Annotated in this window: 24 protein-coding genes; 12 read left to right on the top strand and 12 right to left on the bottom strand. The window is 74.3% G+C overall.

Annotated elements, in window-relative coordinates; genetic code table 11:
- Nucleotides 1-97: 97 nt before the first annotated feature.
- Nucleotides 98-748, bottom strand: a complete 651-nt coding sequence (locus ACFY3L_RS51290; RefSeq protein ID WP_389342146.1) for a hypothetical protein — start codon at nucleotides 746-748, stop codon at nucleotides 98-100.
- A gap of 168 nt (nucleotides 749-916) precedes the next feature.
- On the opposite strand from ACFY3L_RS51290, the gene ACFY3L_RS51285 reads away from it, so the two are divergent.
- Together ACFY3L_RS51285 and ACFY3L_RS51280 are read left to right on the top strand one after the other, a co-directional pair.
- Entirely contained in the window at nucleotides 917-2,086 is a 1,170-nt protein-coding gene (locus ACFY3L_RS51285) for a sensor histidine kinase (RefSeq protein WP_389342143.1), read from the top strand.
- A gap of 245 nt (nucleotides 2,087-2,331) precedes the next feature.
- Nucleotides 2,332-3,003: a response regulator gene (locus ACFY3L_RS51280; RefSeq protein ID WP_389342140.1), complete on the top strand. Its 672-nt coding sequence runs from the start codon at nucleotides 2,332-2,334 to the stop codon at nucleotides 3,001-3,003.
- Nucleotides 3,004-3,113: 110 nt separating this feature from the next.
- Here ACFY3L_RS51280 and ACFY3L_RS51275 read toward each other — a convergent pair whose 3' ends face one another.
- From ACFY3L_RS51275 to ACFY3L_RS51255, 5 genes are all read right to left on the bottom strand, one after another.
- Nucleotides 3,114-6,248: a CHAT domain-containing protein gene (locus ACFY3L_RS51275; protein ID WP_389342137.1), complete on the bottom strand. Its 3,135-nt coding sequence runs from the start codon at nucleotides 6,246-6,248 to the stop codon at nucleotides 3,114-3,116.
- A 164-nt stretch (nucleotides 6,249-6,412) separates the two neighbouring features.
- A complete protein-coding gene (locus tag ACFY3L_RS51270; RefSeq protein WP_389342134.1) occupies nucleotides 6,413-6,856 on the bottom strand; it encodes a hypothetical protein in 444 nt (147 codons plus the stop codon).
- The gene (locus ACFY3L_RS51265; protein WP_389342131.1) at nucleotides 6,844-7,446 is read right to left on the bottom strand and encodes an RNA polymerase sigma factor; all 603 of its coding nucleotides are present in this window, start codon (nucleotides 7,444-7,446) and stop codon (nucleotides 6,844-6,846) included. The genes ACFY3L_RS51270 and ACFY3L_RS51265 overlap by 13 nt, the downstream gene beginning before the upstream one ends.
- A complete protein-coding gene (locus tag ACFY3L_RS51260; RefSeq protein WP_389342128.1) occupies nucleotides 7,443-8,747 on the bottom strand; it encodes a S8 family serine peptidase in 1,305 nt (434 codons plus the stop codon). The genes ACFY3L_RS51265 and ACFY3L_RS51260 overlap by 4 nt, the downstream gene beginning before the upstream one ends.
- Before the next feature lie 77 nt (nucleotides 8,748-8,824).
- Nucleotides 8,825-10,393 (bottom strand): methyl-accepting chemotaxis protein, encoded by a 1,569-nt coding sequence (locus ACFY3L_RS51255; RefSeq protein ID WP_389342125.1) that lies wholly within the window; start codon nucleotides 10,391-10,393, stop codon nucleotides 8,825-8,827.
- A 252-nt stretch (nucleotides 10,394-10,645) separates the two neighbouring features.
- Here ACFY3L_RS51255 and ACFY3L_RS51250 point away from each other — a divergent pair, with 252 nt between their 5' ends.
- Nucleotides 10,646-11,344 carry a hypothetical protein gene (locus ACFY3L_RS51250; protein WP_389342122.1) on the top strand — a complete coding sequence of 233 codons (699 nt, stop codon included), beginning with the start codon at nucleotides 10,646-10,648 and terminating at the stop codon, nucleotides 11,342-11,344.
- Between the two features lie 35 nt (nucleotides 11,345-11,379).
- Entirely contained in the window at nucleotides 11,380-11,676 is a 297-nt protein-coding gene (locus ACFY3L_RS51245) for a DUF1330 domain-containing protein (protein ID WP_389342120.1), read from the top strand.
- Between the two features lie 13 nt (nucleotides 11,677-11,689).
- Here the strand turns inward: ACFY3L_RS51245 and ACFY3L_RS51240 are convergent, their stop codons facing one another.
- On the bottom strand, nucleotides 11,690-12,001 hold the full coding sequence (locus tag ACFY3L_RS51240; protein ID WP_389342117.1) for a GGDEF domain-containing protein: 312 nt from the start codon (nucleotides 11,999-12,001) through the stop codon (nucleotides 11,690-11,692).
- 165 nt (nucleotides 12,002-12,166) lie between these two features.
- Between ACFY3L_RS51240 and ACFY3L_RS51235 the strand changes: the two genes are divergently transcribed.
- Nucleotides 12,167-13,753, top strand: a complete 1,587-nt coding sequence (locus tag ACFY3L_RS51235) for a methyl-accepting chemotaxis protein (RefSeq protein ID WP_389342114.1) — start codon at nucleotides 12,167-12,169, stop codon at nucleotides 13,751-13,753.
- On the opposite strand, the gene ACFY3L_RS51230 is transcribed toward ACFY3L_RS51235, so the two are convergent.
- Nucleotides 13,747-14,229, bottom strand: a complete 483-nt coding sequence (locus tag ACFY3L_RS51230; protein WP_389342111.1) for an SRPBCC family protein — start codon at nucleotides 14,227-14,229, stop codon at nucleotides 13,747-13,749. The genes ACFY3L_RS51235 and ACFY3L_RS51230 overlap by 7 nt on opposite strands.
- 115 nt (nucleotides 14,230-14,344) lie before the next feature.
- Here ACFY3L_RS51230 and ACFY3L_RS51225 point away from each other — a divergent pair, with 115 nt between their 5' ends.
- On the top strand, nucleotides 14,345-14,473 hold the full coding sequence (locus ACFY3L_RS51225; RefSeq protein WP_389342108.1) for a hypothetical protein: 129 nt from the start codon (nucleotides 14,345-14,347) through the stop codon (nucleotides 14,471-14,473).
- Nucleotides 14,474-14,548: 75 nt separating this feature from the next.
- Here the strand turns inward: ACFY3L_RS51225 and ACFY3L_RS51220 are convergent, their stop codons facing one another.
- On the bottom strand, nucleotides 14,549-15,181 hold the full coding sequence (locus ACFY3L_RS51220) for a lysophospholipid acyltransferase family protein (protein WP_389342105.1): 633 nt from the start codon (nucleotides 15,179-15,181) through the stop codon (nucleotides 14,549-14,551).
- Nucleotides 15,182-15,225: 44 nt separating this feature from the next.
- Here ACFY3L_RS51220 and ACFY3L_RS51215 point away from each other — a divergent pair, with 44 nt between their 5' ends.
- Entirely contained in the window at nucleotides 15,226-15,810 is a 585-nt protein-coding gene (locus ACFY3L_RS51215) for a TetR/AcrR family transcriptional regulator (protein ID WP_389342102.1), read from the top strand.
- Between the two features lie 173 nt (nucleotides 15,811-15,983).
- Here ACFY3L_RS51215 and ACFY3L_RS51210 read toward each other — a convergent pair whose 3' ends face one another.
- Nucleotides 15,984-16,712 (bottom strand): methyltransferase domain-containing protein, encoded by a 729-nt coding sequence (locus tag ACFY3L_RS51210; protein ID WP_389342099.1) that lies wholly within the window; start codon nucleotides 16,710-16,712, stop codon nucleotides 15,984-15,986.
- Nucleotides 16,713-16,813: 101 nt separating this feature from the next.
- On the opposite strand from ACFY3L_RS51210, the gene ACFY3L_RS51205 reads away from it, so the two are divergent.
- Complete coding sequence (locus tag ACFY3L_RS51205) at nucleotides 16,814-17,473, top strand: HAD family hydrolase (RefSeq protein ID WP_389342096.1); 660 nt, start codon at nucleotides 16,814-16,816, stop codon at nucleotides 17,471-17,473.
- 14 nt (nucleotides 17,474-17,487) lie between these two features.
- Here the strand turns inward: ACFY3L_RS51205 and ACFY3L_RS51200 are convergent, their stop codons facing one another.
- Both ACFY3L_RS51200 and ACFY3L_RS51195 read right to left on the bottom strand, forming a co-directional pair.
- On the bottom strand, nucleotides 17,488-17,796 hold the full coding sequence (locus tag ACFY3L_RS51200; protein WP_389342093.1) for an MTH1187 family thiamine-binding protein: 309 nt from the start codon (nucleotides 17,794-17,796) through the stop codon (nucleotides 17,488-17,490).
- A gap of 23 nt (nucleotides 17,797-17,819) precedes the next feature.
- Nucleotides 17,820-19,118 carry a M20/M25/M40 family metallo-hydrolase gene (locus ACFY3L_RS51195; protein WP_389342256.1) on the bottom strand — a complete coding sequence of 433 codons (1,299 nt, stop codon included), beginning with the start codon at nucleotides 19,116-19,118 and terminating at the stop codon, nucleotides 17,820-17,822.
- 187 nt (nucleotides 19,119-19,305) lie between these two features.
- Here ACFY3L_RS51195 and ACFY3L_RS51190 point away from each other — a divergent pair, with 187 nt between their 5' ends.
- From ACFY3L_RS51190 to ACFY3L_RS51175, 4 genes are all read left to right on the top strand, one after another.
- A complete protein-coding gene (locus ACFY3L_RS51190; RefSeq protein ID WP_389342090.1) occupies nucleotides 19,306-20,814 on the top strand; it encodes a S8 family serine peptidase in 1,509 nt (502 codons plus the stop codon).
- A gap of 141 nt (nucleotides 20,815-20,955) precedes the next feature.
- On the top strand, nucleotides 20,956-21,309 hold the full coding sequence (locus tag ACFY3L_RS51185; RefSeq protein ID WP_389342087.1) for a hypothetical protein: 354 nt from the start codon (nucleotides 20,956-20,958) through the stop codon (nucleotides 21,307-21,309).
- Nucleotides 21,306-21,893: an RNA polymerase sigma factor gene (locus ACFY3L_RS51180; protein ID WP_389342084.1), complete on the top strand. Its 588-nt coding sequence runs from the start codon at nucleotides 21,306-21,308 to the stop codon at nucleotides 21,891-21,893. The genes ACFY3L_RS51185 and ACFY3L_RS51180 overlap by 4 nt, the downstream gene beginning before the upstream one ends.
- Nucleotides 21,890-22,309 (top strand): hypothetical protein, encoded by a 420-nt coding sequence (locus ACFY3L_RS51175; protein ID WP_389342081.1) that lies wholly within the window; start codon nucleotides 21,890-21,892, stop codon nucleotides 22,307-22,309. The genes ACFY3L_RS51180 and ACFY3L_RS51175 overlap by 4 nt, the downstream gene beginning before the upstream one ends.

The following is a 22,309-nucleotide window of genomic DNA, read 5'->3' as shown; positions in this document are numbered from 1 at the left end:
GGACGGCGACCCGGTGCACGTGCCACGCCCCGCCGAGCGGCCGCCAAGACTCCAGACCGCCAGGACTCCAGGTCGCCAGGACCCCGAATACCAGGACTCAGGCCGCGCCGGTCGCGCCCACACCGTCGCTGGCTTCTCCTGGGTGGCTACGCCCGGCATGCCGCACCGCACCGAACACGTTGAGCGCCACGCCCCAGATCAGCAGGACAGCCAGCCACTGCAGCCAGGCCTGCGTGCTCATCTGACCCGATAAGAGGTGCCGCGCCGTCTCGTACGGTGTGAGCCAACGCCACTCGACAACTGGACTCAACGCGAGCCACACCGCGAACGGCAGGAACGTGGCGGGGAACGCGGCCCACGGCGAGCGCAGCAGCAGCCCCATGCCGGTGCCGACCAGCTGGGCGAGGATCTGCACCAGCACACCGCCGACCGCGATGGTCGCCGCGTGGTCCCACGCGCCTGCCGACGCCTTGAACGCCAGGCCCGCCGCGCAGAACAGCACGCCGAGCACGCCGACGCCGCCCGCCACCACAACGGCGGCAAGGAGCGTCGGAGCCAGGCGGGCGCGGAGGTCCGAGTGGCGCAGGTCGTGGACGAGCAGGATGCCGAGCAACGGCACGGTGGCCGACATCAGGCTCTGCGTCGCGCCGCTGAGCCCGGCGAAGGTGCGGTCAGCCACACCGAACGCCGTTGCCGCGCCCATCAGCAGGGTGGCCGCGAGCAGCCAGCGCCGGCGCCTTGTCCCCATGCATCGCCGGATCGCGGTGAGTGTTTGCCGCCACATCGGGTCGCCTCCGTTTCGGTCTGAGGCCAACTCTGGCGCGGGCGGCTCGGCGGCGCATCGGCCAAATTATGGGGACCGATACCCGACTTTGGTAGGTGCCGCCGCGGCCGGGATCGCTCGTAGGCTGCGTGCATGTCGGCGCTGCTGTTCGCACTGCTCGTCCCCGAGCCCGGGGATGCCATGTCGACGCGCCGGCGTGATCGGGTGGCTGACGCGATCGCGGTCGGGCTGGCCACGGCGTATGGGGCGTTGATGGTGCCGCTCGGCGACGCGACCAAGCCCGGGGCGGCAATCCCGTGGCAGGTCGACGTGGGCATCGGCGTGCTGTGCGTCCTCACGCTGGTGGTGCGGCGGCGGCATCCGCGCGCGGTGGCGCTGGCGCTGCTGCCGTTCGGGGCGGTGTCGGTCATGGCGACCGGAGCGATCACCGTGGCCCTGTTCACGGTCGCGGTCCGGCATCGGGCGGCGATCGTGCTGTGGCTCGGCGCGGCCAACGTGGCCACCGGCGCCGTGTACTTCCTGCTGCAGGACGACCCGCCAATCCCCTTGTGGGTCGACATCCTGATGCGGTCCGTGGTCACGGCCGCGGCCGTCGGGTGGGGGTTGTTCGTGCGGGCGCACCGGCGGCTGACCCAGTCACTGCGGGACCATGCGACGCGCCTCGAGGCCGAGCAGCACCTGCGGGTCGAGCAGGCGCGGCTGACCGAGCGCACACGGATCGCCCGGGAGATGCACGACGTCCTCGCCCACCGGCTGTCGCTGATCAGCCTGCACGCAGGAGCGCTCGAGGTGCGCACCGACGCACGGCCGGAGGAGACGGCGCTCGCCGCCGGCGCGATCCGGGGCAGCGCGCACGAGGCGCTGCAGGAACTGCGCACGGTGTTCGGGATCCTGCGGGACCGGCCAGAGCCGCCGCAGCCCGGCCTCGGCGACCTGCCCGACCTCGTCGACACGGCCCGCGCTTCGGGCATGACGGTCGGCTTCACGTCGACGGTACCGGCGGACGGCCCGGCCGTGATGCTCGGGCGGACCGTGTACCGGTTCGTGCAAGAGGGCCTGACGAATGCCCGCAAGCACGCCCCGGGCTGTGACGTGCAGGTGCTCCTCGACGGCGCCGCCGGCGCGGAGCTGCGGGTCACGGTCACCAACGCCCTGTCCCAGGGGCACCGTTCGCCGATTCCGGGCTCGGGTCTGGGGCTCGTCGGCCTTCGCGAGCGCGTCGCTCTCGCGGGCGGCAGGGTCGAGCATGTGGCCGACCGCGACACGTTCCGCCTCCAGGCCTGGCTCCCATGGCCGCCGTGACCCCGGCCCAGCCGAACGGGAGCGGCCAGCCGGACGGGCTCAGGCAGCCGGGCGGGGTCAGACAGCCGAGTGGGCTCGGACAGCCCGGCGGGGCCGGACAGCCAGGCGGGCTCGGACAGCCAGGCGGGGCCGGACAGCCAGGCGGGGCCGGACAGCCGGGCGGGGCCGGACAGCCAGGCGGGGCCGGACAGCCGGGCGGGGCCGGACAGCAGAGTGGGGCCGGACAGCCGAGTGGGTCGGGGCGGGTGGATCGGCCGATTCGGCTGGCGATCGTGGACGACGATCCGCTCGTGCGGGCGGGGTTGCGCATCCTGATGGGTGGTTCGGCCGACATCGAGGTGGTGGCGGAGGCAGGCGATGGTGCGGAGGCCGTCAACGTCGCCGATGCACACTGGCCTGACGTCATGCTCATGGACATCCGCATGCCTCGCGTCGACGGGCTGGTCGCCACGCAGCGGATTCGGGGGCGGGTGGGGGCGCCGCAGGTGGTGGTGTTGACGACGTTCGACGCGGATGAGTATGTGCTCGAGGCGTTGCGGGGCGGGGCGAGTGGGTTTCTGCTGAAGGACACGCCGCCGCGGGACATCATCGAGGCGGTCCGGACCGTCGCCGGAGGCGGCGCGATCCTCTCCCCCACGGTCATCCGGCGGCTCATCGACCATGTCGCGGACCCGCATGCCGGGCCGCGGCGGGACAGGGCGCGGGCGCGGCTCGCCGGGCTGACCGAGCGGGAGCGGGAGGTGGCGGTCGCGCTCGGCCGGGGGCTGACCAACGCGGAGATCGGCGCCGAGCTCGGCATGAGCGTGCCGACCGCGAAGGGGCACGTGTCGCGGCTGCTGTCGAAGCTGGAGCTGAACAATCGCGTGCAGGTGGCGTTGCTCGTCCATGACGCCGAGAACATGCCGTTCGGCACGTGAGGCTGCCGCGCTGTCCCGGCCACGCTGCGCAACCAGGCGTTCATTTTGAAGACGTCGGCTGGAGCCGGGGGCGTCTGTTGATGCCGGGCGAGGTGGGTCGGGGGCGCAGCTCAGGCGGCGCCGAGACAGACGAAGGGGCTGGGGTGGTCCTGGGTGGCGGCGGCGAGGGCGGTCGCGGCGTCGGCGCCGGCGTGGATGTGGCTGTGGAACGCGGTCATCGTGGCCATGGCGGTGTCGTCGCCGACGCGGCTGGTGCTGGCGACGACCGTGGCGGTGCCGGTGGCGAGGAGGGCGGCGGCCATACCGAGGGTCTCGTCGCCGGGGCGGACCTCGGACTGGCCGAGGTCGCAGGCGGACAGGACGACCATCGTCGGAGGGTTGGCCAGGCGTTGGAGGTCGTAACCCATGAGCGGGCCGCCGGCGAGGTCGAGGGCGGAGAAGAGCGGGTTGTCGGGCTCGTGGTGGCCGTGCGCGGCGATGTGGGCGATGTCGGCGCCGTCCATGGCGGACAGTGCGGCGGCGGGGGTGGCGGCCGCGCCGGTGAGGACGGTCGCGGCGCGGGACAGAGCGGCGATCACGTGGATCTCTGCCTCGGCGCGGTCGTTCCCGGGCCCTGCGAGCAGCACCACCGCGCGGGCGGCAGCCGGGCTGGGCAGCACGGTCGCGGCGCAGGCAGCAGCCGAGCCGGGCAGAGCTGCGGAGCGGGTGGCCGAGCCGGGCAGCACCGCGGCGTGGACGCCGCCCGAGCCGGGCAGCACGGTCGCGGCGCCGGCCAGAGCGGCGATCGCATGGCCCTCGGCCTCGGCGCGGTCGTCGCCGGGCCACGCGAGCAGCGCCGCGGCGGCAGCTCCAGCAGCGCCGGAAGTGGCGGGAGCGCCAGCGGCAGAAGCGGCGGCAGCGGCGGCAACGCCGGGAGCGGCGGGCAGCATGGTCGCGGCGCGGGTCAGGGCAGTGATCGCATGAGCCTCGGCCTCGGTGCGGTCGTGGCCGGGCACTGTGAGCGGCGCCGTGGCTGGTGTGGTGCGGGACAGGCGGGAGCGGGCGGCGAGCCAGGTGGTGGCGGACAGTGCGACGGTGACGGGGCGGCCGGTGCAGCCGGGCAGCATCGCCCACGGGACGGTCACGAGGGCGCCCGTTGGCACGGCCACGAGGTCGCGGTCGGCGATGCGGTCGAGGACGGGGGTGAGCAGGATGCCGGCCAGGTTGGCGGCGTCGCCGGTGGTGGCGGTCGACAGGGCGGCGGCCATCCTCGGCGGCAGCGACCGGCCCGCAGCGGCGTCGAGGTCGGCGCGCAGGCGCAGCAGCGCCTCGGCGGCCGCGGCGTAGGAGCCGAGCGTGACGACGGTGGCGTTACCGTCCACAATGGTCAGTGCGAGCAGGCGCGGGCCGTCGCGGAGGTAGGCGACCATGGCGGTGGTGCCCAGGGCGGCGCGGACGGCGGTGAACGATGCGGGCCGGGTCGCCGTGCCCGGGCCGGTCACGGTCCAGGACTGCTCGCGGATCGTGCGCAGCAGGGCTGCCTCCCGCTGCCGCAGGGTGGCCAGCGCGCGGCCCGTCCGGTCTCGAGCGGGCGAGCGCACGCTGCCCTCCAGCTCCGCCTGGCGGAGGACGGCGCGGACCTGGCGGAGCTCCTCCAGGGCGGCGGCTGCGGCAGGGTCGGCAGGCGGGCGTACCGGCGGCAGGAGCATCGCCTGGGCGCGGGCGAGTTCGGACCAACGGTAGATGTCGCGTGGCGTGCCGTCGCGGACCGCCGCTGCCAGACCCGCGGCGGCCAGGTCGCGACCGTGCGCCGAGGTGCTCGTCTGCAGGTCGAGGCAGCCGAACCGGGCGCGGTGCCGCTGCAGCTCACGGAGGCCCGCCTCGCAATACCGAGCGGCGGCCCCGACAGACGCGCCCGCCACGACAGACGCGCCCGCCACGACAGACGCGCCCGCCACGACAGACGTGCCGACCAGAGACGTGCCGGCCGCGGAACTGCCGGCCATGGCGGACGCGCCGGCCACAGACGTGCCATCTGCGGCGGACGTACTGGCGAGCTCACTGCGGGTGAGGTGCCACAGCAGGCGCGCGTCGAGGCGGCCGGAGCGCGGCGGCTCGGGTGGGACGGTCCGCGCCGAGCGGGCCGCGACGAGGCGCCCGATGGTCGCGTCCTCCCGCAGGCCCAGCTCGTCCAATGTGGACGCCAGCTCCGACGCGCGGTCGGCGAGACCGGAGCGGCCCGCCGCCTGCTCGGCGCGCAGGACGAGCAGCAGCGACAGCGCGGCCCAGCGGTGGTTGTCGCGGCGCAGGAACGCGGCCCTCGCGACGCTCGCCAGGCCGCGGGCGGCGGCCGGGTCACCGCGCAGGAGGGCGGCCTCGGCGCGGGCGAGCTGCGCCTCCGCGTAGTCCTGGCCGGTCCGCCGCCGCCGGAACTGCGCGACGGCCCAGACCAGCTCCTGCTCGGCGTCGCGGAAGAGCCCGGCGGCCGTGAGCGCCCGCGCCCTGTCCAGTGCGAGGATCGGCAGCATGCCGGGTTTGCTCAGCTGGTACCGCGGAGCCACCTCCCGGTAGACGGCGAGCGCGGCGGGGATGTTGCCGTTGAGGTAGTCGAGGTAGCCGAGGCTGTGCCTGGCCATCGGGATGATGCGGTCGAAGCCGGCCCGCTCGGCGACGCGGACGGCACGCTGGAAGTCGTTGCGGGCCGCGCGCATCCGGGCCAGTCCCATGTGGACGTTGCCGCGGTTGTACAGGGCGCGGGCGAGCGCCTCCGGTTCGCTGCCGGACCGCAGGGCGGTGACGGCCGCGTCGAACTGCCGCAGCGCCTCCTCGTCGCGGCCGAGGCGGCTGAGGACGACGCCACGCTGGCCGTACACGGCGCCGCGGCCGTCCGGTGGCAGCAGCTTTTCCGCCTCGTCGAGCAGGCGCAGGCCGGCGTCGACGCGGCCCTGGTCGACCTCCGCATAGCCGAGCGTCGCCAGCAGCCGCGCCCGGACGGTCGCGGCACCGGCCTGGTCCGCCGCGGGGAGCCGGTCGAGGAGGCGCAGGCCCTCGCGCAGCAGCTTGGCACCCTGGACGGGACGCATGTCGGCGGTGACCCGCTGCCCCCGGTCGTGCAGCGCCGCGGCCCGCTCCACGACGACGGCGGACCGCCCACGGCCACGCGCCCCCGCCGGCACACCCGCCGGTGACAACGCCGACGCCGGCACGACCGGCCCGGACACGACCGAACCGGGCACAGCCGACGTGGACACGACCGGCCCGGACACGACCGAACCAGGCACAGCCGACACGGGCACGACCGGCCCGGACACGACCGAACCGGGCACAGCCGACGCGGGCACGGCCGGTGGTGATGCGGCCGGCGGGACGGTGCGGGAGGCACGGCGGCCGGCGGCGCCGGTCGTGGCGGACCGCGTCACGTCTGACGTGCTCACAGGGCGAGCGCCGGGGTCACGACCGTCGGGCCGGACGGGGGCTGGACGAGCAGCTGGGCGAGGCCGCGCGGGACGTTGTCGAAGACGAACCGGCCGTCGGGGCCCGCCTCCACGACGCTGTCGGGGCGGGCGGCGACGCGTAGCTCGACCCGCAGCGGGCCGGGCGGGGCGAGCCAGCCGTCGAGGCGGATCCGGCCGTCGGCCCGCTCGACGACGGAGATCATCACGGTGAGGCTGGCGGAGTCGAACGTGATGGTGCGGCTGTGCTCGCTGGCCCGCGCGCCGGAGCCGGTCAGGACCTCGCGATCCAGCCAGGCCATCTCCGTGTCGACGGCGTCGGCCTCGAGGGCGAACATGACCCGCTCGTCGAGGCCGGGCGGGGGCGGGTCAGTACGGTCGAAGGCGCCGGCGAGCAGGCGCAGGAGGTTCAGTTCGTCCATGTCGGGTCCCAGGCGGCGTCGGCGAGGAGGAGGTCGCGCAGCTTGTTGAGGCAGCGGCCGCGGGTCGGGCCGATCGAGCCGCGCGGCATCAGCAGCGCCTCGCCGACCTCGGTGTAGTCGGGGCGGTGGACGGTGGCGACGATGCGCAGCAGCCGCCGGCAGCGCTCCGGCAGCTTCGCGAAGTGCCGCAGCAGGATCCGGTCCCGCTGGTCCGTGAGGACCTGTTCGACCGGCCCGGGCGCCGGGTCCTCCAGCTCGACGAGTGCGTCGGGGTCGCCGGTCGCCTTGCCGAGCAGGCGCCGGCGGGCTCGCCAGGCGCCGTGGCGGGTCGTCGAGACGAGCCAGCCGGTCAGCGACTGCGGTGAGCGGATGCCGTCCAGGTGGCGCAGCAACGCCAGCCACGTCGCCTGCACCACGTCCTCGGCCTCGTCGGGCGGCAGGCCGGCGGCCCTCGCGACGTGCCACAGCGTCGGGTTCAGCTCGACGACGACCTCCCTGAGGGCCTCTCGGTCGCCGCCGCGGGCGCGTTCCAGGCAGCCGGCGAGTCGCGTGTACCGGTCGGCCCGTGCCTCCTCCACGTGGGTGTTCATCGGGCGGCGAGCTCACCGGCGCGCAGCGCACAGGCGAAGGACGTGCCGCTCCAGCGGGCCCAGCCGCGGAAGGCGTCAGGGTCGACGCCGATGCCCGCCGTGCCGCGGACCGGTGGCTGCTCGTCGCCGTCCCACGCCGGCATCAGGCTGATCAGCGCCGAGCCCTGCCGGCGGACCTGCACCCAGTCGCCGTGGTTGCTGTAGTACGCGTCGCTGCCGTCCGGGTTCAGCGCGCCGACGGTGACCACCGGGACGTCCGGCGTGCCGGCGGTCGAGTACGCCGTGAACGCCCCCGGGAACGTCGGCACCGGCGAGCCGTCGTTGCCCGCGGGCACCACGACCGGCACGCCCGCCCCGCCGAGCGCGCCGAGCACCGCCCGCAGCCAGCCGAGCACGAGGGCGTCGTCGGGCAGGTTGGCGGTGATGGTGATGGGGCAGCACACGACGTCGACGAACGTGGGGTCGGCGGTCAGCTGGTCGTGCAGCCAGCCGAGCGCGTTGATGAGCTGGTCGATGTGGGTCGTGCCGTCGTCGTCGACCACGGGGACGGACAGGATCCGCGCGTCCGGGGCGACCTGGCGGATCAGCCCGGCGGAGAACGTGCCGTGCCCGAAGCACTTCGGCATGCTGCGGAACGCGGCGGTCTCCGGCGGCCGGAGGCGGGCCGGACCACGCTGCCAGCCGTACTGGCCGGCGTCGGCCCAGACACCGTCCGGGCCCGGGTCCGGATCGCCCAGCCACGGCGCGGGCCGGCCGGGCGCGTGCGGGTCCAGCGCGGTGTCCAGCAGCGCGACCACGGGCCGCCGCCCGCCGGGCAGCGCCGACAGCGGGCGGCGGGCCGGCGGCGGCAGGAAGGTCGTGACCGGGATCCGGCCCAGCGGCCCGCCGACGAGCGCGGCCAGCTCGGGCAGCGGGCCCGTCTGCCGTACCGCGCCGGGCTTCGGCCCCGGGTTGTCGAACCCGAACGACCCCACGGCCAGGACCGGACCGGGCCACGGCGATGGCCCGGTCCGGAGCTTCAGCAGCGCCAGTACGTCACTGACGGCCAGCACGGGTTCGTCCGGCGACGGCGGCTCGGGCCGCCGGACCACCAGCGGCGTCACGACGGGGCGCGTGGCCGGTCCGTCCTCCGGCGCCACCCGCCACCCGGAGCCGAGGTCGGCGAGCCGCGCGTTGCACCAGGCGACCGCCGCGGCGAGGTCCCCGCCGGACGCGACGAGCAGCGGCGGGTCGCTGTGGTGCGGCTCGGGCAGCCCCGCCAGCCGGTACCAGTCCCCGGCGCCCTCAAGGTTGAACGGCATCGCGACCTCCGTGACTCGTCCCTCCGACGACAAGAGAGCGCGGGGTGCCGCCCAGATACATGCGACCCGCTTCCGGGTTACAGGCGGAAGCGGCCGACCAGCCGGCGGAGGTCCTGGGACATCTGGGCCAGGCCGGCGGCGGCGCCCTGGGCCTCGGCGACGCCGCGGGTGGTGGTGGCCGCGGCGGTGGCGACGCCGGAGATGCTGCCGGCGATCGTGTCCGCGCCGGTGGCCGCCTCCGCGACCGAGCGGCTCATCTCCGCGGTCGTCGCCGACTGCTCCTCGACGGCGGAGGCGATCGTCGCCTGGTACTGGTTGATCTCCTCGACGACGTCGCCCATCCTCCGGATGGCCTCGGCCGCGGCGGCGGTGTCGGCCTGGATCGCGGTGACCCGCTGGTGGATGTCCTCGGTCGCCTTCGCGGTCTCCTGCGCGAGCTCCTTGACCTCGTTGGCGACGACGGCGAAGCCCTTGCCAGACTCGCCGGCCCGGGCGGCCTCGATGGTCGCGTTGAGCGCGAGCAGGTTCGTCTGCTCGGCGATCGACGTGATCAGCTTCAGCACCGAGCCGATCTCGTCGGACGAGGCGGCGAGCCGGTCGACCTTGTCGTTCGCGGCGGCGGCCTCGCGGACCGCGCCGCCGGCGACCCCGGCGGCGTTCGCGGCGTTGCGGGCGATCTCCTGGATCGAGACGCCCATCTCCTCCGCGCCAGCCGCGATCGCGTTGACGTGCCGGGACACCTCGCTCGACGCGTCCGAGGCGCCGTGCATCTCGCGGCTGGACGTCTCGGCCGCGCCCGAGATGCCTTCGCTGACCTGCGACAGGCGCTGCGACGCGGCGGCGAGCGTGTCGGAGCTGGCGCTGACCTCCCGGATCGACCCGCTGATGCTGTCCAGGGCGGCGTCGAGGTGCGAGGCCATCTGGCCGATCTCGTCCCGGCCCTTGATCTCGGCCCGGCGGGTGAGGTCGCCCTCGGCGAGCGCCTCGAGGACCGCCCTGACCCGGCGGACCGGCCCGCCGATGGCCCGGATGACCGGCACCGACAGCAGCAGCAGGAACACCACCCCGACCAGGATCACGCCGACCGTCGCCCACCGGGCCGTGGTCTGCGCCGCCTGCATCGTGTCGCGCTCCTCCGCCACGTGCGCGTCGATGCTGTCCTGCAGGGCGCCGAGCTTGTCGTCGACCGCGTGGTTGCGCTCGGCGATCTCGGGCTCCCGCGCTTGCACCGAGGCCTGATCCTTCTGGGCGTCCCGCACGAACGTGTCGATGAACTCGTTGAACGCGATGGCGTCGGCCTTGATGTCGTCGACTGCCGCCCGTACATCATCCGGCAACGACAACGCGTCCAGCTCTGTGATGGTGTCGGTGACCGAGGCCAGGTCGCCGGGCAGATCCTCGATGATCGGTGCGATGTCCTGCTCCGCGATCGCCCGGTACGCGTCGACCTTGAGCTCCGCCTCGCGCGTGTCCAGGTGGTGCATGAGCCCGCTGGCCTCCTGCAGGTCGCGCACGATCTCGGCCTGCTTCGCGAGCGTCACCTGCGCGACGATCCCGACGCCACCGGTCGTCGCCGAGATGACGACACCGGCGGCGCACAGCACCCCGATCTTCTGCACGATGCCGAGGTCGGCGAACATGCCCATCTGGTCCCCCATCACACTGTCGCCACGGGCGCACCACCCGATCCACCCGCTACATCGGCGTTGCCGGACGGTTGCTGAGCAAGATTCGCCGGTCGCGGCAGGACACCCCGCCCGCCCGCGCGCCTACTCTGTTCCGGTAGGACTTCAAAGCGAGCCTGCCCGTCCACAATGGAACAATCTGGGGGTGCCGAGCCCGATGCCGTTGTTTCAGCTGTACCGCAGCGGCCCTGCTGCGCCGCCGGAGCCATACGCGTGACGTGGAGCGGCGAGACGTTCTGCGTCGACGCCTCGGGCCTGGTGCACGGGGTGTTCCCGCCGGGCGCACACGTCTTCCCCGTCGACGTGGCCGAGGTCGTGGCGCTCGACGCCGCCGTACGGGAGGCGATGGCGCAACGATGGGTCGTCACCGGCGGGTCGGTCGAGCCGGGCCCGCCCCGGACCGAGGCCCTGGACCGCTTCGTCCGCGAGCGACTGCCGGGCCTCGTCGCGGCGCTGATGGAGCAAGGGTCCGTCGTCGACGCGACGCTCGCGCGGGCGGTGGCACGGGTGGCGGCGTTCGAGGAGCTCGGGGCGCCCGAGCACGTCGTCGCGGCGGCGCGCGCGTTCGCGCTGGAGGTCGCCGCGGAAGGCTGGCGTCCGGTCATCGACCCGGACCTGCTGCTGCCAGACCCGGCCGAGGTGGCCGCAGCCATGGACGACGACGCGACCCTGGCGGTCGCCGACATGTCGCCGATGGTCCTGCTGGCGGCGCTGTGCGCGGTCGGCCCGGCACGCTCGGTGCCGGCGGAGAATCCAGCGCTGCGCTGGCACCGGCTCGGCGGCGAGGCCCCCGGCGTCCACCACGAAGCGGCGGTGCGGCTGGCGGTGTACGACGAGCGCGTCGAACGGCTCGACTACGCGCTGACCCCGGACGGCGGGGCACTGCTGGCGGTCACCTTGCCGACAGAGTGAGCGCGGACGCGGTCGCGGGCCGATGAGATGACCATGTGACAGTCTTCGCCATCGCCCAGATCTCCGTTCACGACCGGCCGCGGTACGAGCGGTACGTCGCCCAGTTCATGCCCGTCCTCAAGCAGTACGGCGGCCGGCTCCTCGCCGCCGACGAGCGGGCCACCGTCGTCGAGGGCGCGTGGCCGCACGACAAGCTGATCCTGATGGCCTTCGAGGACCGAGCCGCGTTCGAGCGGTGGGCGCGCTCACCGGAGTACCAGGAGATCTCCAAGGACCGGGTCGCCGCCACCGAGGGCGTGGTGCTCCTGGTCGACGGCGTGCCCGGCGCCTGAGCGCGAGGCCCGGTCAGCCCGCCAGGACCCACTGCCCGCGGCCGAGATGCTTCGCCTCGTACATCGCGGTGTCCGCGGCCCGCAGCAGGGCCGACGGCCCGGCGGAGGACGAGTCGGCGATGCCGATGCTGGTGCCGACGGAGTACCAGCGGCCTTCGTGCTCGACCGGCAGGCACACGTCGCGGAGGAGGCGCCGCGCCAGTCGTACCGCGTCCTCCGCGGCGGCACCGGGCAGCACGACGGCGAACTCGTCGCCGCCGAACGCGACCGCGGGCGCCGACAGCAGCGCCAGGGCGGCGGCGGCGCGGTACACATTCGGGGACACGTGCGACCATCGGCCGCCAGGCACGGGCCGTGAACGGCGCACTCCGACCGCACCCGTGCCGAAAACGCCCGCCAGGGGCAACGGTGGGCACGGTTCACGGACTCGCGGCGATGCGAATCTGAGGAAGTCTCATTCGCGGTGGGTGTCTCGCCCTAACGTAGAAGCGTGGCTCTGCGTAATCTGAGTGTGAACGTCAGGATTGTCGCGGCTGTACTGGTCGCGGTGCTGGTGGCGCTGGTCAACGGGGTGCTCGCGGTGTCGGCGCTCGGGGACTCGAGCGACGCCGCCCAGCAGATCTATCGGGAGAACGTGGCGCACACGAGCGCGGTCGCCCAGATCCGGCTGGCGGCGGCGCAGACCCGGCTCGACCTGGCCAACCACGCCATCTCGCACGGGGACCCGGCCAACCAGACGCAGTACGAGCAGGACTTCACCGACGACGTCGGCAAGTTCACCGCGGCGCTGACGGCGTACCGGAACAGCGGGGCGGCGGGCGACCCGGCGACCGTCGACGAGCTGCAGGCGAGCTGGGACAAGTTCGTCCAGATCGGGCAGACGGTCCAGATGCCGAACGGTATGAAGGGCGACATGGCGGCGTGGCTGGACGTGCGGAACACGCAGGTGGCGCCGGTGTTCACGATCATCAACAAGGACCTGGACTCGCTGGAGAACGCGGAGGCGAGCGCGGCGGCCGCCTCGGCGAAGGCGGCACGCAACTCCTACGAGTCGAGCCGGACGACGGCGATCGCGCTGCTCGGGATCGGGATGATCGGCGCGCTCGCGCTGGGGCTGTTCGTGGCACGCGGGATCGTGCGGTCGCTGCAGCGGGTGAAGGCGGTCTGTGAAGGGCTCGCCGAAGGGGACCTGACCCGCACGACCGGGCTGACGTCGCGGGACGAGCCGGGGCTGATGGGCCGGGCGCTGGACACGGCGACGGCACGGCTGCGGCAGACGGTGTCGACGATCGACGGGTCCGCGGGCCGGCTCGCCGGGGCGTCGGAGCGGATGTCGGGCGTGGCGACGAAGATCGCCTCGTCGGCCGTGCAGACCTCGGCGCAGGCGCAGACGGTCGCCGCCGCCGCGGAGGAGGTGTCGCGCAGCGTCGACACCGTGTCGGCGGGCAGCGAGCAGATGGGCGCGTCGATCCGCGAGATCGCGCAGAACGCCAGCGAGGCCGCCCGGGTCGCCAACGAGGCCGTCCAGATCACCGAGCAGACGTCGGCGACGATGAGCCGGCTCGGCGACTCGTCCGCGGAGATCGGCAACGTCATCAAGGTCATCACGTCGATCGCCGAGCAGACGAACCTCCTGGCCCTGAACGCGACGATCGAGGCGGCCCGCGCGGGCGAGGCCGGCAAGGGCTTCGCGGTCGTCGCCTCGGAGGTCAAGGACCTGGCGCAGGAGACGGCCCGGGCCACGGAGGACATCTCGCGGCGCGTGCAGGCGATCCAGGACGACACCAGCGGGGCGGTCGCCGCGATCGAGCAGGTGTCCTCGGTCATCGCGCGGATCAGCGACTTCCAGACCACGATCGCGTCCGCCGTGGAGGAGCAGACCGCGACCACGTCGGAGATGAGCCGCAGCGTGACGGAGGCGGCCGCCGGCACCGGCGAGATCGCCCGGAACATCACGGGTGTCGCCGAGGCGGCGCGGCTGACCAGCACCGGCGTGACCGAGTCGGAGCAGGCGACCGCCGACCTGGCCCGCATGTCCACCGAGCTGACGGACCTGGTCCGCACGTTCCGCTACTGACGGGGCACCGGCGAGCGCTCGACCTCGCGGGCCATGGCGCGCAGCGCCCGGCGGAACCCGATCCTGCCGACCGTCGTCACGATGACCGGGAACCGCCTGGACAGCGCGTGTGGTGCGACCGTCACGTCCTCGTGCCAGACGACCCGGGTGCGGCCGCCGGACAGCGGGATCACGTCGAACGCCGCCGTGCCGTGGACCACCCGGCCGGACTTGTCGATGTCGCACCGGCCGGGCTCGTCGCCGGGCTCGTCGCCTGCCGGCGGGCGCCACACCGCCACGGTCATCGGGTCGTCGAACCCGACCGGGCCGATGCCGGAGCGCGCGACGAACGTGGCACCGATCCCGTCGGGGCGCGGTGTCAGGACCCGCACCGACGTCAGCGGCGCCCAGTCGCCGTGCCGGTGCCAGTCGACCAGCGCCGCCCACACCCGCCCGGCGGGTGCGGCGACGTCGACCGTGACGCTGAAACGTGCCATCTCCCAATTGTTCGTCGCAGGCGACGTGTTCGTCACCGGCGACGTGACCAGACGCACCCCGGCGACCTCCGCGCCGGCTACCGTCCGGCAATCCGGTCCGGCCACACTTGGACGCATGGTGGTGATCAGCAGCTGGAGCGTGCAGGACCCCCCGCAGTCCCGGGCCGAGGTGGCGCGGGAGCTGGTCGCGGTGTGGTGTGTGCACGCGCGCCGCTCGCTCCGCCTGATCCTCAAGGGCTGCTGAGCCTGGGCCGCGAGCGCACGCTGTCGTCCTGCCACCTCGCACTGTGCGACCCAGCACAGCGGCGGTCCACGCGCGCTACCGGCCGGCCGCCGATGGCGTGCCCGTGCCGCCCGGGTGGGCGTTGTAACGGTCGGCGCGGTCCTGGCCGGAGAGGGCGCCGATCGCGGCCATGATCTCGTCGGTGACGGCGCGGCGGGCGCGGGGGTCGCCGGGCAGGCCCGCGCAGTGCAGCGGCTCGCCGAAGCGCACGGTGATCCGCGACCGGCGGGGCAGCGCACCCGTGCCCGCCAGGGCGACCGGGACGACCGGCGCACCCGTGGTGAGAGCCAGCCACGCGACGCCGGTGCGGCCACGGTACAGGCGGCCGTCCCGCGACCTGGTGCCCTCGGGGTAGATGCCGAAGGCACCGCCGCCCGCGAGGACGTCCACGGCCGCGTCGAGCGCGCCCTGCGCGGCCCGGCCGTCACCCCGGCGGACCGGGACCGCCCCGGTCGCGCGGAACCACCAGCGGCGCAGCCGGCCGCGCTCGAAGTACTCGGCCTTCGCGAGGAACACGACGCGGCGCGGGACGACCAGCGGGATGACGACGCTGTCGTAGAAGGACAGGTGGTTGGCGGCGACGATGACCGCGCCCCGGCCCGGCAGGTGGTCGAGCCCTTCGACGCGCGGGCGGTACAGGAGCGAGAACAGCAATCGGAGCAGTCGCATCGGCAGAGAATAGCGTCCGAACGGTCGGACGCTATAGTGGTGTGATGAGTCCCCGCCGAACCCTCGCCGAGGCCCGCCAGACGCGGGCCGGCATCATCCGGCACGGCGTCGACGTCGCCTCCGTCGAGGGCCTCGAGGGGCTCACGATCGGCCGGCTCGCCACGGACCTCGGCATGAGCAAGTCCGGCGTGCTCGGCCACTTCGGCGACAAGGAATCCCTCCAGCTCGCCGTCGTCGAGCTGGCCGCCGACGAGTTCTGGCGCGACGTGTGGGAGCCCGTGGCCGCGACCCCGGCCGGGCTGCCGCGGCTGCGCGCCGTCGCGGGGTCCTGGCTGCGGTACCTGACCGGTGACCGGCCGCCGGGCGGCTGCTTCTTCATGGCGGCCGGGCCCGAGTTCGACGACCGGCCCGGCCCCGTCCGCGACGCGGTCGCGGGCGCCGCCGACCGCTGGCACCGCGAGCTGCTGCACCAGGCGCGGCAGGCGCACGGCGAGGTGGCGCAGGACGCCGAGCAGGTCGTCTTCGAGCTGACCGGCATCATGCTGGCCCTGCACGCCGCGCACCGCCTGCGCCGCGACCCGTCCGCTCCGGCCCGCGCGGCGCGCGCGGTGGCGCGGCTGCTGGACTGAGCCAGCACGAGCAGGTCGAGCCCGCCGACAAGGACTCGGTCCCCGCGAACGTCCGTCACCGCGCGGTGGCGCGGCTGCCGGGCTACGCCAGCGCGGGGGCCGAGCCCGTCGACAACCACGCCGGGCTCGGCCCCCGCAAGCGTCCGCCACCGCGCGGTGGCGCTACTGCTGGGCTACGCCAGCACGAGCAGGTCGAGCGCGTCGACGACCGGGCCGGGCTCGGTCTCCGCGAACCGCCGCAGGCGGGCCAGGCCCGCCGCGTAGGCCTCGTCGCTGATCAGCTTCAGCGGGGTGTGCGCGTCGCGGCGCAGGGCCTGTGCCGCCTCCCGCCACGACGGCGCCGTGATCTGCGGGACCCGTTCGAGGGCGACCGTGCGGAACCCGTCCCGGAACGCCGCTTCGACGTCCGTCACGCTCGGGTACGTGTCCAGCACCTCCGCCGCCTCGGGGAAGCACCGGACCAGCGCGAGCCCGTCGTGCCGGCCGGCGAACACCGACCGGATCAGCAGCGGCGCACCCGGGCGCAGGACCCGCCGCAGCTCCCGCGCCGCGGCCGCCAGGTCGGGCACGTGATGGATCACCGTCGACATCCAGGCCGCGTCGACGGCCCCGTCCCCGATCGGCACCCGCGCGGCGTGGCCGTCGACCACCGGCAGGTGCAGCGACCGGGCCCGCATCGCCGCCGACGGCTCCACCGCCAGCACCTCGACGCCGGGGAACCACTGCGTGAACGTCCGCGCCCAGCTGCCCGTGCCGGAGCCGAGGTCCAGCAGCCGCTGCCCGGGCCGCGGCGAGACGTGCCGCCCGACCGCCTCCCGCCACGCGTCCAGGCTCGCCTCGCTCAGGTGCCGGTTCGCCTCGAACGCCGCCGCTTCCCTGTCGTCGTACGTGATCCGCCCCATCCGCCGAGCCAACCGCCCGCCGGCGCGCCGTTCAAGGGAACGTGCATCGATTCACACGGCTGCGGCGATCCCCGGTCACGGCTGCTGTTAGCGTGCCTGGCATGCTGCCCCGGTTCCTGGTGTTCGACCTCTTCCACACGCTGGTCGACGGCGCCGACGGCGAGCGGGACCGGGTCGTCGGCGAGATGGCCGAGATGGTGGGCGTCGACCCGGCGGCGCTGCGGCAGGCGTACCGCGACACCTGGGACGAGCGGCTCACCCGCTGGAGCGTCGAGGAGACGATCCGCATCCTGGCCGGCCGGCTCGGCGTCTCCCCCGCCGATGACGCCGTCGCCCGCGCCGCCGCGCACCGCCGGGCCCTCGCGCGGCGGGTCCTGGACGCCGTCGCCCCGGCGACCCTGGAAGCCCTGGACGCGCTGCGGGTCGGCGGGGCCCGCCTGGCGCTGGTGAGCAACGCCACCTCGGAGGCCGCCGAGGCGTGGCCGGCGTGCGCGCTCGCCGCCCGCTTCGATGTCGCCGTCTTCTCCAGCGTCCTCGGCGTCGGCAAGCCCGACCCGCGCATCTACCTGGCCGCGGCCGCCGCGCTCGGCGCCGAGCCGGCCGACTGCGTGTACGTCGGCGACGGCGCGGACGGCGAGCTGGCCGGCGCCGCCGCGGTCGGCATGCGCGTGGTGCGCACCATCGAGCACAAGGACACCGACCCTACCTGGCCGGGCCCGGTCATCAGTACCCTCCGCGACCTCGCGGACTCCCCCGCATAGCGGGGCCGGACGCGTCAGTCGAGGCCGGCGAGGTGGTGCTCGACGCTGGCGACCTTCTTGTCGAGGGCGCCGGTCACGCCGTCGCGCCAGTCGATCTTGATGACGGTGGAGGTGCGGGGGGATCTGGCGTGGACTGCCTCGACGGCGGCCTTGACGACGGCCATCGCCTCGTCCCAGGTCTCGCCCTCGACGGTGGTGAACATCGCGTCGGTCCGGTTGGGCAGGCCCGATGCCCGCACGACACGCACGGCCTCCGCCACCAGGGCACCGACCTCCTCACCCGAGCCGAGCGGGGTGACACTGAACGCGATCAGGACCGACATGCGGCCACACTACCCAGCCGCGGTCAGCACATTCGCAGGAAGCGGTCCAGGACGCGGGTGCCGAAGAGGAGGCCGTCGACCGGGACACGCTCGTCGAGGCCGTGGAAGAGGGCGGTGAAGTCGAGGTCCGGCGGCAGGCGGAGCGGGGCGAAGCCGAGGTTGCGGATGCCGAGGCGCTGGAAGGACTTCGCGTCGGTGCCGGCCGACAGCATGTACGGCAGCAGGCGCGCGTCAGGGTCCTCGGCGACCAGCGCGGCGGTCATCGCGTCGACCAGGGTGCCGTCGAACGTGGTCGACACGGGCGGCATGCTCTTCCACTCGCGGCTGACACCGGGGCCGACGACGGCGTCGACCTCGCTCAGGAACGCCTCCTCGCGGCCCGGCAGCATCCGGCAGTCGAAGATGGCGGACGCGGTCGACGGGACCACGTTGTCCTTGTAGCCGGCGTTGAACATGGTGACGTTCGCCGTGTCCCGCAGCGACGCGCCGATCATGCGGGCGACGGACCCGAGCCGGCCGAGCACCGCCGCCGGGTCGTCCTCGGAGAACGGGACACCCGTCAGCGCGCTCACCCCGGCGAGGAAGTCGCGCACCGGCGGGGTCAGCACGAGCGGGAACTCGTGCGCGTCGAGCCGGGCGACAGCGGCGGCGAGCTTGGCGACGGCGTTGTCGGCGTGCAGCAGCGAGCCGTGGCCGGGGGTGCCGCGGGTGGACAGCCTGAGCCAGCCGACGCCCTTCTCCGCGGTTTCGACGAGGTACGCGCGGACCCCGTCGGCCACGGTGAGGGAGAAGCCGCCGACCTCGCTGACCGCCTCGGTGACCCCGTCGAAGAGGTCGGGCCGGTGCGTGACGAGCCAGCCGGCGCCGTGCACCCCGCCGGCCTCCTCGTCCGCGAGGTACGCGAAGACGAGGTCCCGCGGCGGGACGACCCCGTCGCGGCGGAACCGGCGGGCGACGGCGAGGCTCATCGCCGCCAGGTGCTTCATGTCGACGGCGCCGCGACCCCACACGTACCCGCCGGACACCTCGCCGGAGAACGGGTGCACCGACCACTCCGACGCGTCCGCCGGCACGACGTCCAGGTGACTGTGCACCATGAGCGCGCCGCGGGACGGGTCGCGGCCGGGCAGGCGGGCGAACACGTTGCCGCGGCCCGGCGCGCCCGACTCGACGTACGTCGTCTCGTAGCCCGCGTCCTCGAGCCGCTCCGCCACGTACTCGGCGGCGAGCCGCTCACCGCCGGTGCCGTCCGGCGAGCCGGTGTTGGTGGTGTCGAACCGGATCAGCTCGCTCGCCAGGGAAACAACCTCGTCCACCCGCAGGACGGTAACGCTTCGGCAGCCCGGCGGGCGACCTGAGGGTTTCCCGCGAACACGACCCGCCGGTCGGACGCGGGTCGGGCAGACCGTGTCGGGTGACCGGGCGAAACGCGACGTCCGCCGGTGACAGGACCGCTTCGGGACGGCGATCGTGAACGCGACCGCCGAAGTGATTGGAGCGCGCACCTTGGTGACCCGCAGACGAACCATGCTGGCCCTGACGGCCGGCGCGCTGGCCCTCCCGGTCGCGCTGACGGCCGGCACCACCGCGGCGCCGGCCGCCGCGACCGCGGGCTGGTCCAGCTCCTGGGCCTCGACGGCCGACACCAGCGCCCCGGCGACCACCCTCGCCCAGGTGCGCTCCATCATCGGCGCCGACACCGGGGCGGCCGCGGCACTGACCGGCAAGGGCGTCGGCGTCGCGCTCATCGACACCGGCGTCGCGCCCGTGCCGGGCCTGCCGGCGGCACAGGTCGTCAACGGCCCCGACCTGTCGTTCGAGTCGCAGGCGGCGAACCTGCGCTACCTCGACACCTACGGGCACGGCACCCACATGGCCGGCATCATCGTCGGCGACGACACAACGTCGGGGACGAAGGGCCTCGCGCCGCAGGCGAAGCTCACGTCGATCAAGATCGGCACGGCCCGGGGCGCGGTCGACGTGACCCAGATGATCGCCGCCGTCGACTGGGTCGTGAAGCACCGCAACGACGACCCCGCCAACCCGATCCGCGTCATCAACCTGTCCTACGGCTCCGGCGGCAACCCGCCGAACTGGACCGACCCGCTGCAGTTCGCGGTGGAGAAGGCGTGGCAGGCGGGCATCGTGGTCGTCGCCGCCGCCGGCAACAACGGCAACGACACGACCAAGCTCACCAACCCCGCCATGGACGAGTGGGTCCTCGCCGTCGGGGCGACCACGACGAACGGTACCAACGCCACCAAGGACGACACGCTCGCCACGTTCACGAACCTGTCGACCGGCGGCAACCAGGTCGACCTGCTGGCGCCGGGCACGTCGATCGCGTCGCTGCGCGACCCCGGCTCCAACATCGACGACACCTACCCGTCCGCGCGCGTCGGCACCACCCTGTTCAAGGGCAGCGGCACCTCGCAGGCGACCGCGGTCGTCTCCGCGGCGGCGGCCCTCGTGCTGCAGGCCCAGCCGGCCGCCACCCCTGACCAGGTGAAGGAGTGGCTGATCAAGGGCGGCACCTACCTGCCGAACGGCAAGGCCGGCACCATGGGCCTGCTGGAGCTCAACGTCAACGGCGCGCTCGCCCGCACCGGCACCGCCGTCGCGAAGCCGACGTGGAACACGTCCAGCGGCAACGGCACGTTCGAGAAGTCCCGCGGCACCAGCCATGTCGTCCTCGACAACACCCCGCTGTCCGGCGAACGCTCCGTCTGGGGCCCGCTGGCCGCACCTCAGTGGGCCGCGAAGGCCGCCACCCAGTCCTCCTGGTCCGGCGGCACGTGGATGGGCTTCAAGATCGCCGGCGACGGCTGGACCAGCACGTCGTGGGCGTCGAAGACGTGGGCCCCGGCGACCTGGTCCGCGACCCCGTGGGCGACCGGCGCGACGTGGACCGATCCCGCGTGGACCGGCCGCACATGGTCGGGGCGCACCTGGTCCGCGGGCACCTGGTCGGGCCGCACCTGGTCCAGCGACGACTGGTCGGCGACCACCTGGTCGTAGCCCCTCGTCAGAGGATGTGACCCAGGTCACCATCGCGGAGCCAACCTCCAGTGGCGTCGTGCGTCTATCGCAGCGAGAGCCGTACCTCGTCCACTGGAGTTCCGCGATGCGCCTGAAGGTTCGTTCCGCTGCATACGTCGTGTGCGCGGCCGCTGTCGCCACGATCGGCGCCGTGTCTGCCGTCGCGTTCGCCGACGACGCTCCGTCGCCGTCGCCGGTGGCGCCGTCACTAGTGACGTCGGCGGCCGCGTCCTCGCCGGAGCCGTCGCCGGCCACACCGTCACCGGTGCCGTCGTCGTCCGCCGTGCCGTCACCCGTGCCGCGGTCGCCGTCCGCCTCGCTGTCACCCGTGCCGTCGCCGGTGCCGTCGTCGGCCGCACCGTCACCGGTGCCGCGGTCGTCGTCGGTCTTGCCGTCGCCGTCGCCGCTGCGGTGACCCCGGTGCGCCACCGCGGTATCGTCGCCTGCCTGCCCCCTGACCTGCGAGCCCCATGACGCTCACGATCCGCCTGCCCTGGCCGCTGCTGCGCGTGCTGCGCTCGGTGCTGTCCGGCGCGTCCGTTTCCCGGGGCACCCCGCACCGGGACGGCCCGCCGGCGATCAACGAGCTGTACCACGCGCGGCGGCTCAGCCTGGTGCGGCTGGCCGTCCTCATGGTCGACGACCTGCCCACCGCCGAGGACGTCGTGCAGGACGTGTTCGCGGCGCTGTACCAGCGGCACGGGGCGGACCTGCGCGCGATCGCCGACCCGCACGCGTACCTCACGGCGGGGGTGATGAACGCGGCACGGTCGGTCCTGCGCCGGCGCCGCAGTGCCCGCGCCTACGTGCCACCGCCACAGTCACCCGCGCCCGCCGCGGAGGACGAGGCCCTGCTGCCGGAGGAGGACCAGCAGGTGCTCGCGGCGCTGGCCCGACTGACCGTCCGGCAGCGCCAGGTGGTCGTGCTGCGGTACTGGTCGGAGCTGTCCGAGAGGGAGATCGCCGAGGTGCTGCACGTGTCGCCCGGCACCGTGAAGTCGACGGCCAACCGGGCGCTGACGATCCTGCGTGCCGCACTGTCGGAGGCACCACGATGAACGCCGACCTTGAGCGACGCCTGCGCTCGACCCTCGCCGCACAGGCGGCCCGAGTCACCCCGGAGCGGCTACGCCCGGCGGTCCCCCCGACCGCACTGCCGGCGCGCGGCCCGGCGTTCATACTCCTGCAGCGGGCCGCCTGGGTGGCCGCGATCCTGTTGCTGGTGGCCGTCGTGATCGTCACACTGCGTCCGGCCGCCTCGGACCCGCAGCAGCCGCCGACCGTGGTGCCGCCATCGCCGTCCGGCTCCTACGACCCGACGTCGCCACCGACGTCGTCCCCGCCGTCGCCGTCGCCTTCGCGATCGCTTTCGCATTCGCTTTCGCCGAGCCCTGCCGCGCTCTCGGGGGACGGCGGCACACCGTCCCCGGGTCACGTGGTCACGTCGCCGGGCATCCGCTCGTCAGCGCCGTAG

Origin of the sequence: Dactylosporangium sp. NPDC000521 (assembly GCF_042898305.1) — a bacterium.
Lineage (GTDB): Bacteria > Actinomycetota > Actinomycetes > Mycobacteriales > Micromonosporaceae > Dactylosporangium.
Note: the sequence above shows the minus strand (reverse complement) of the source record. Positions and strands in the feature narration are given on the sequence as shown.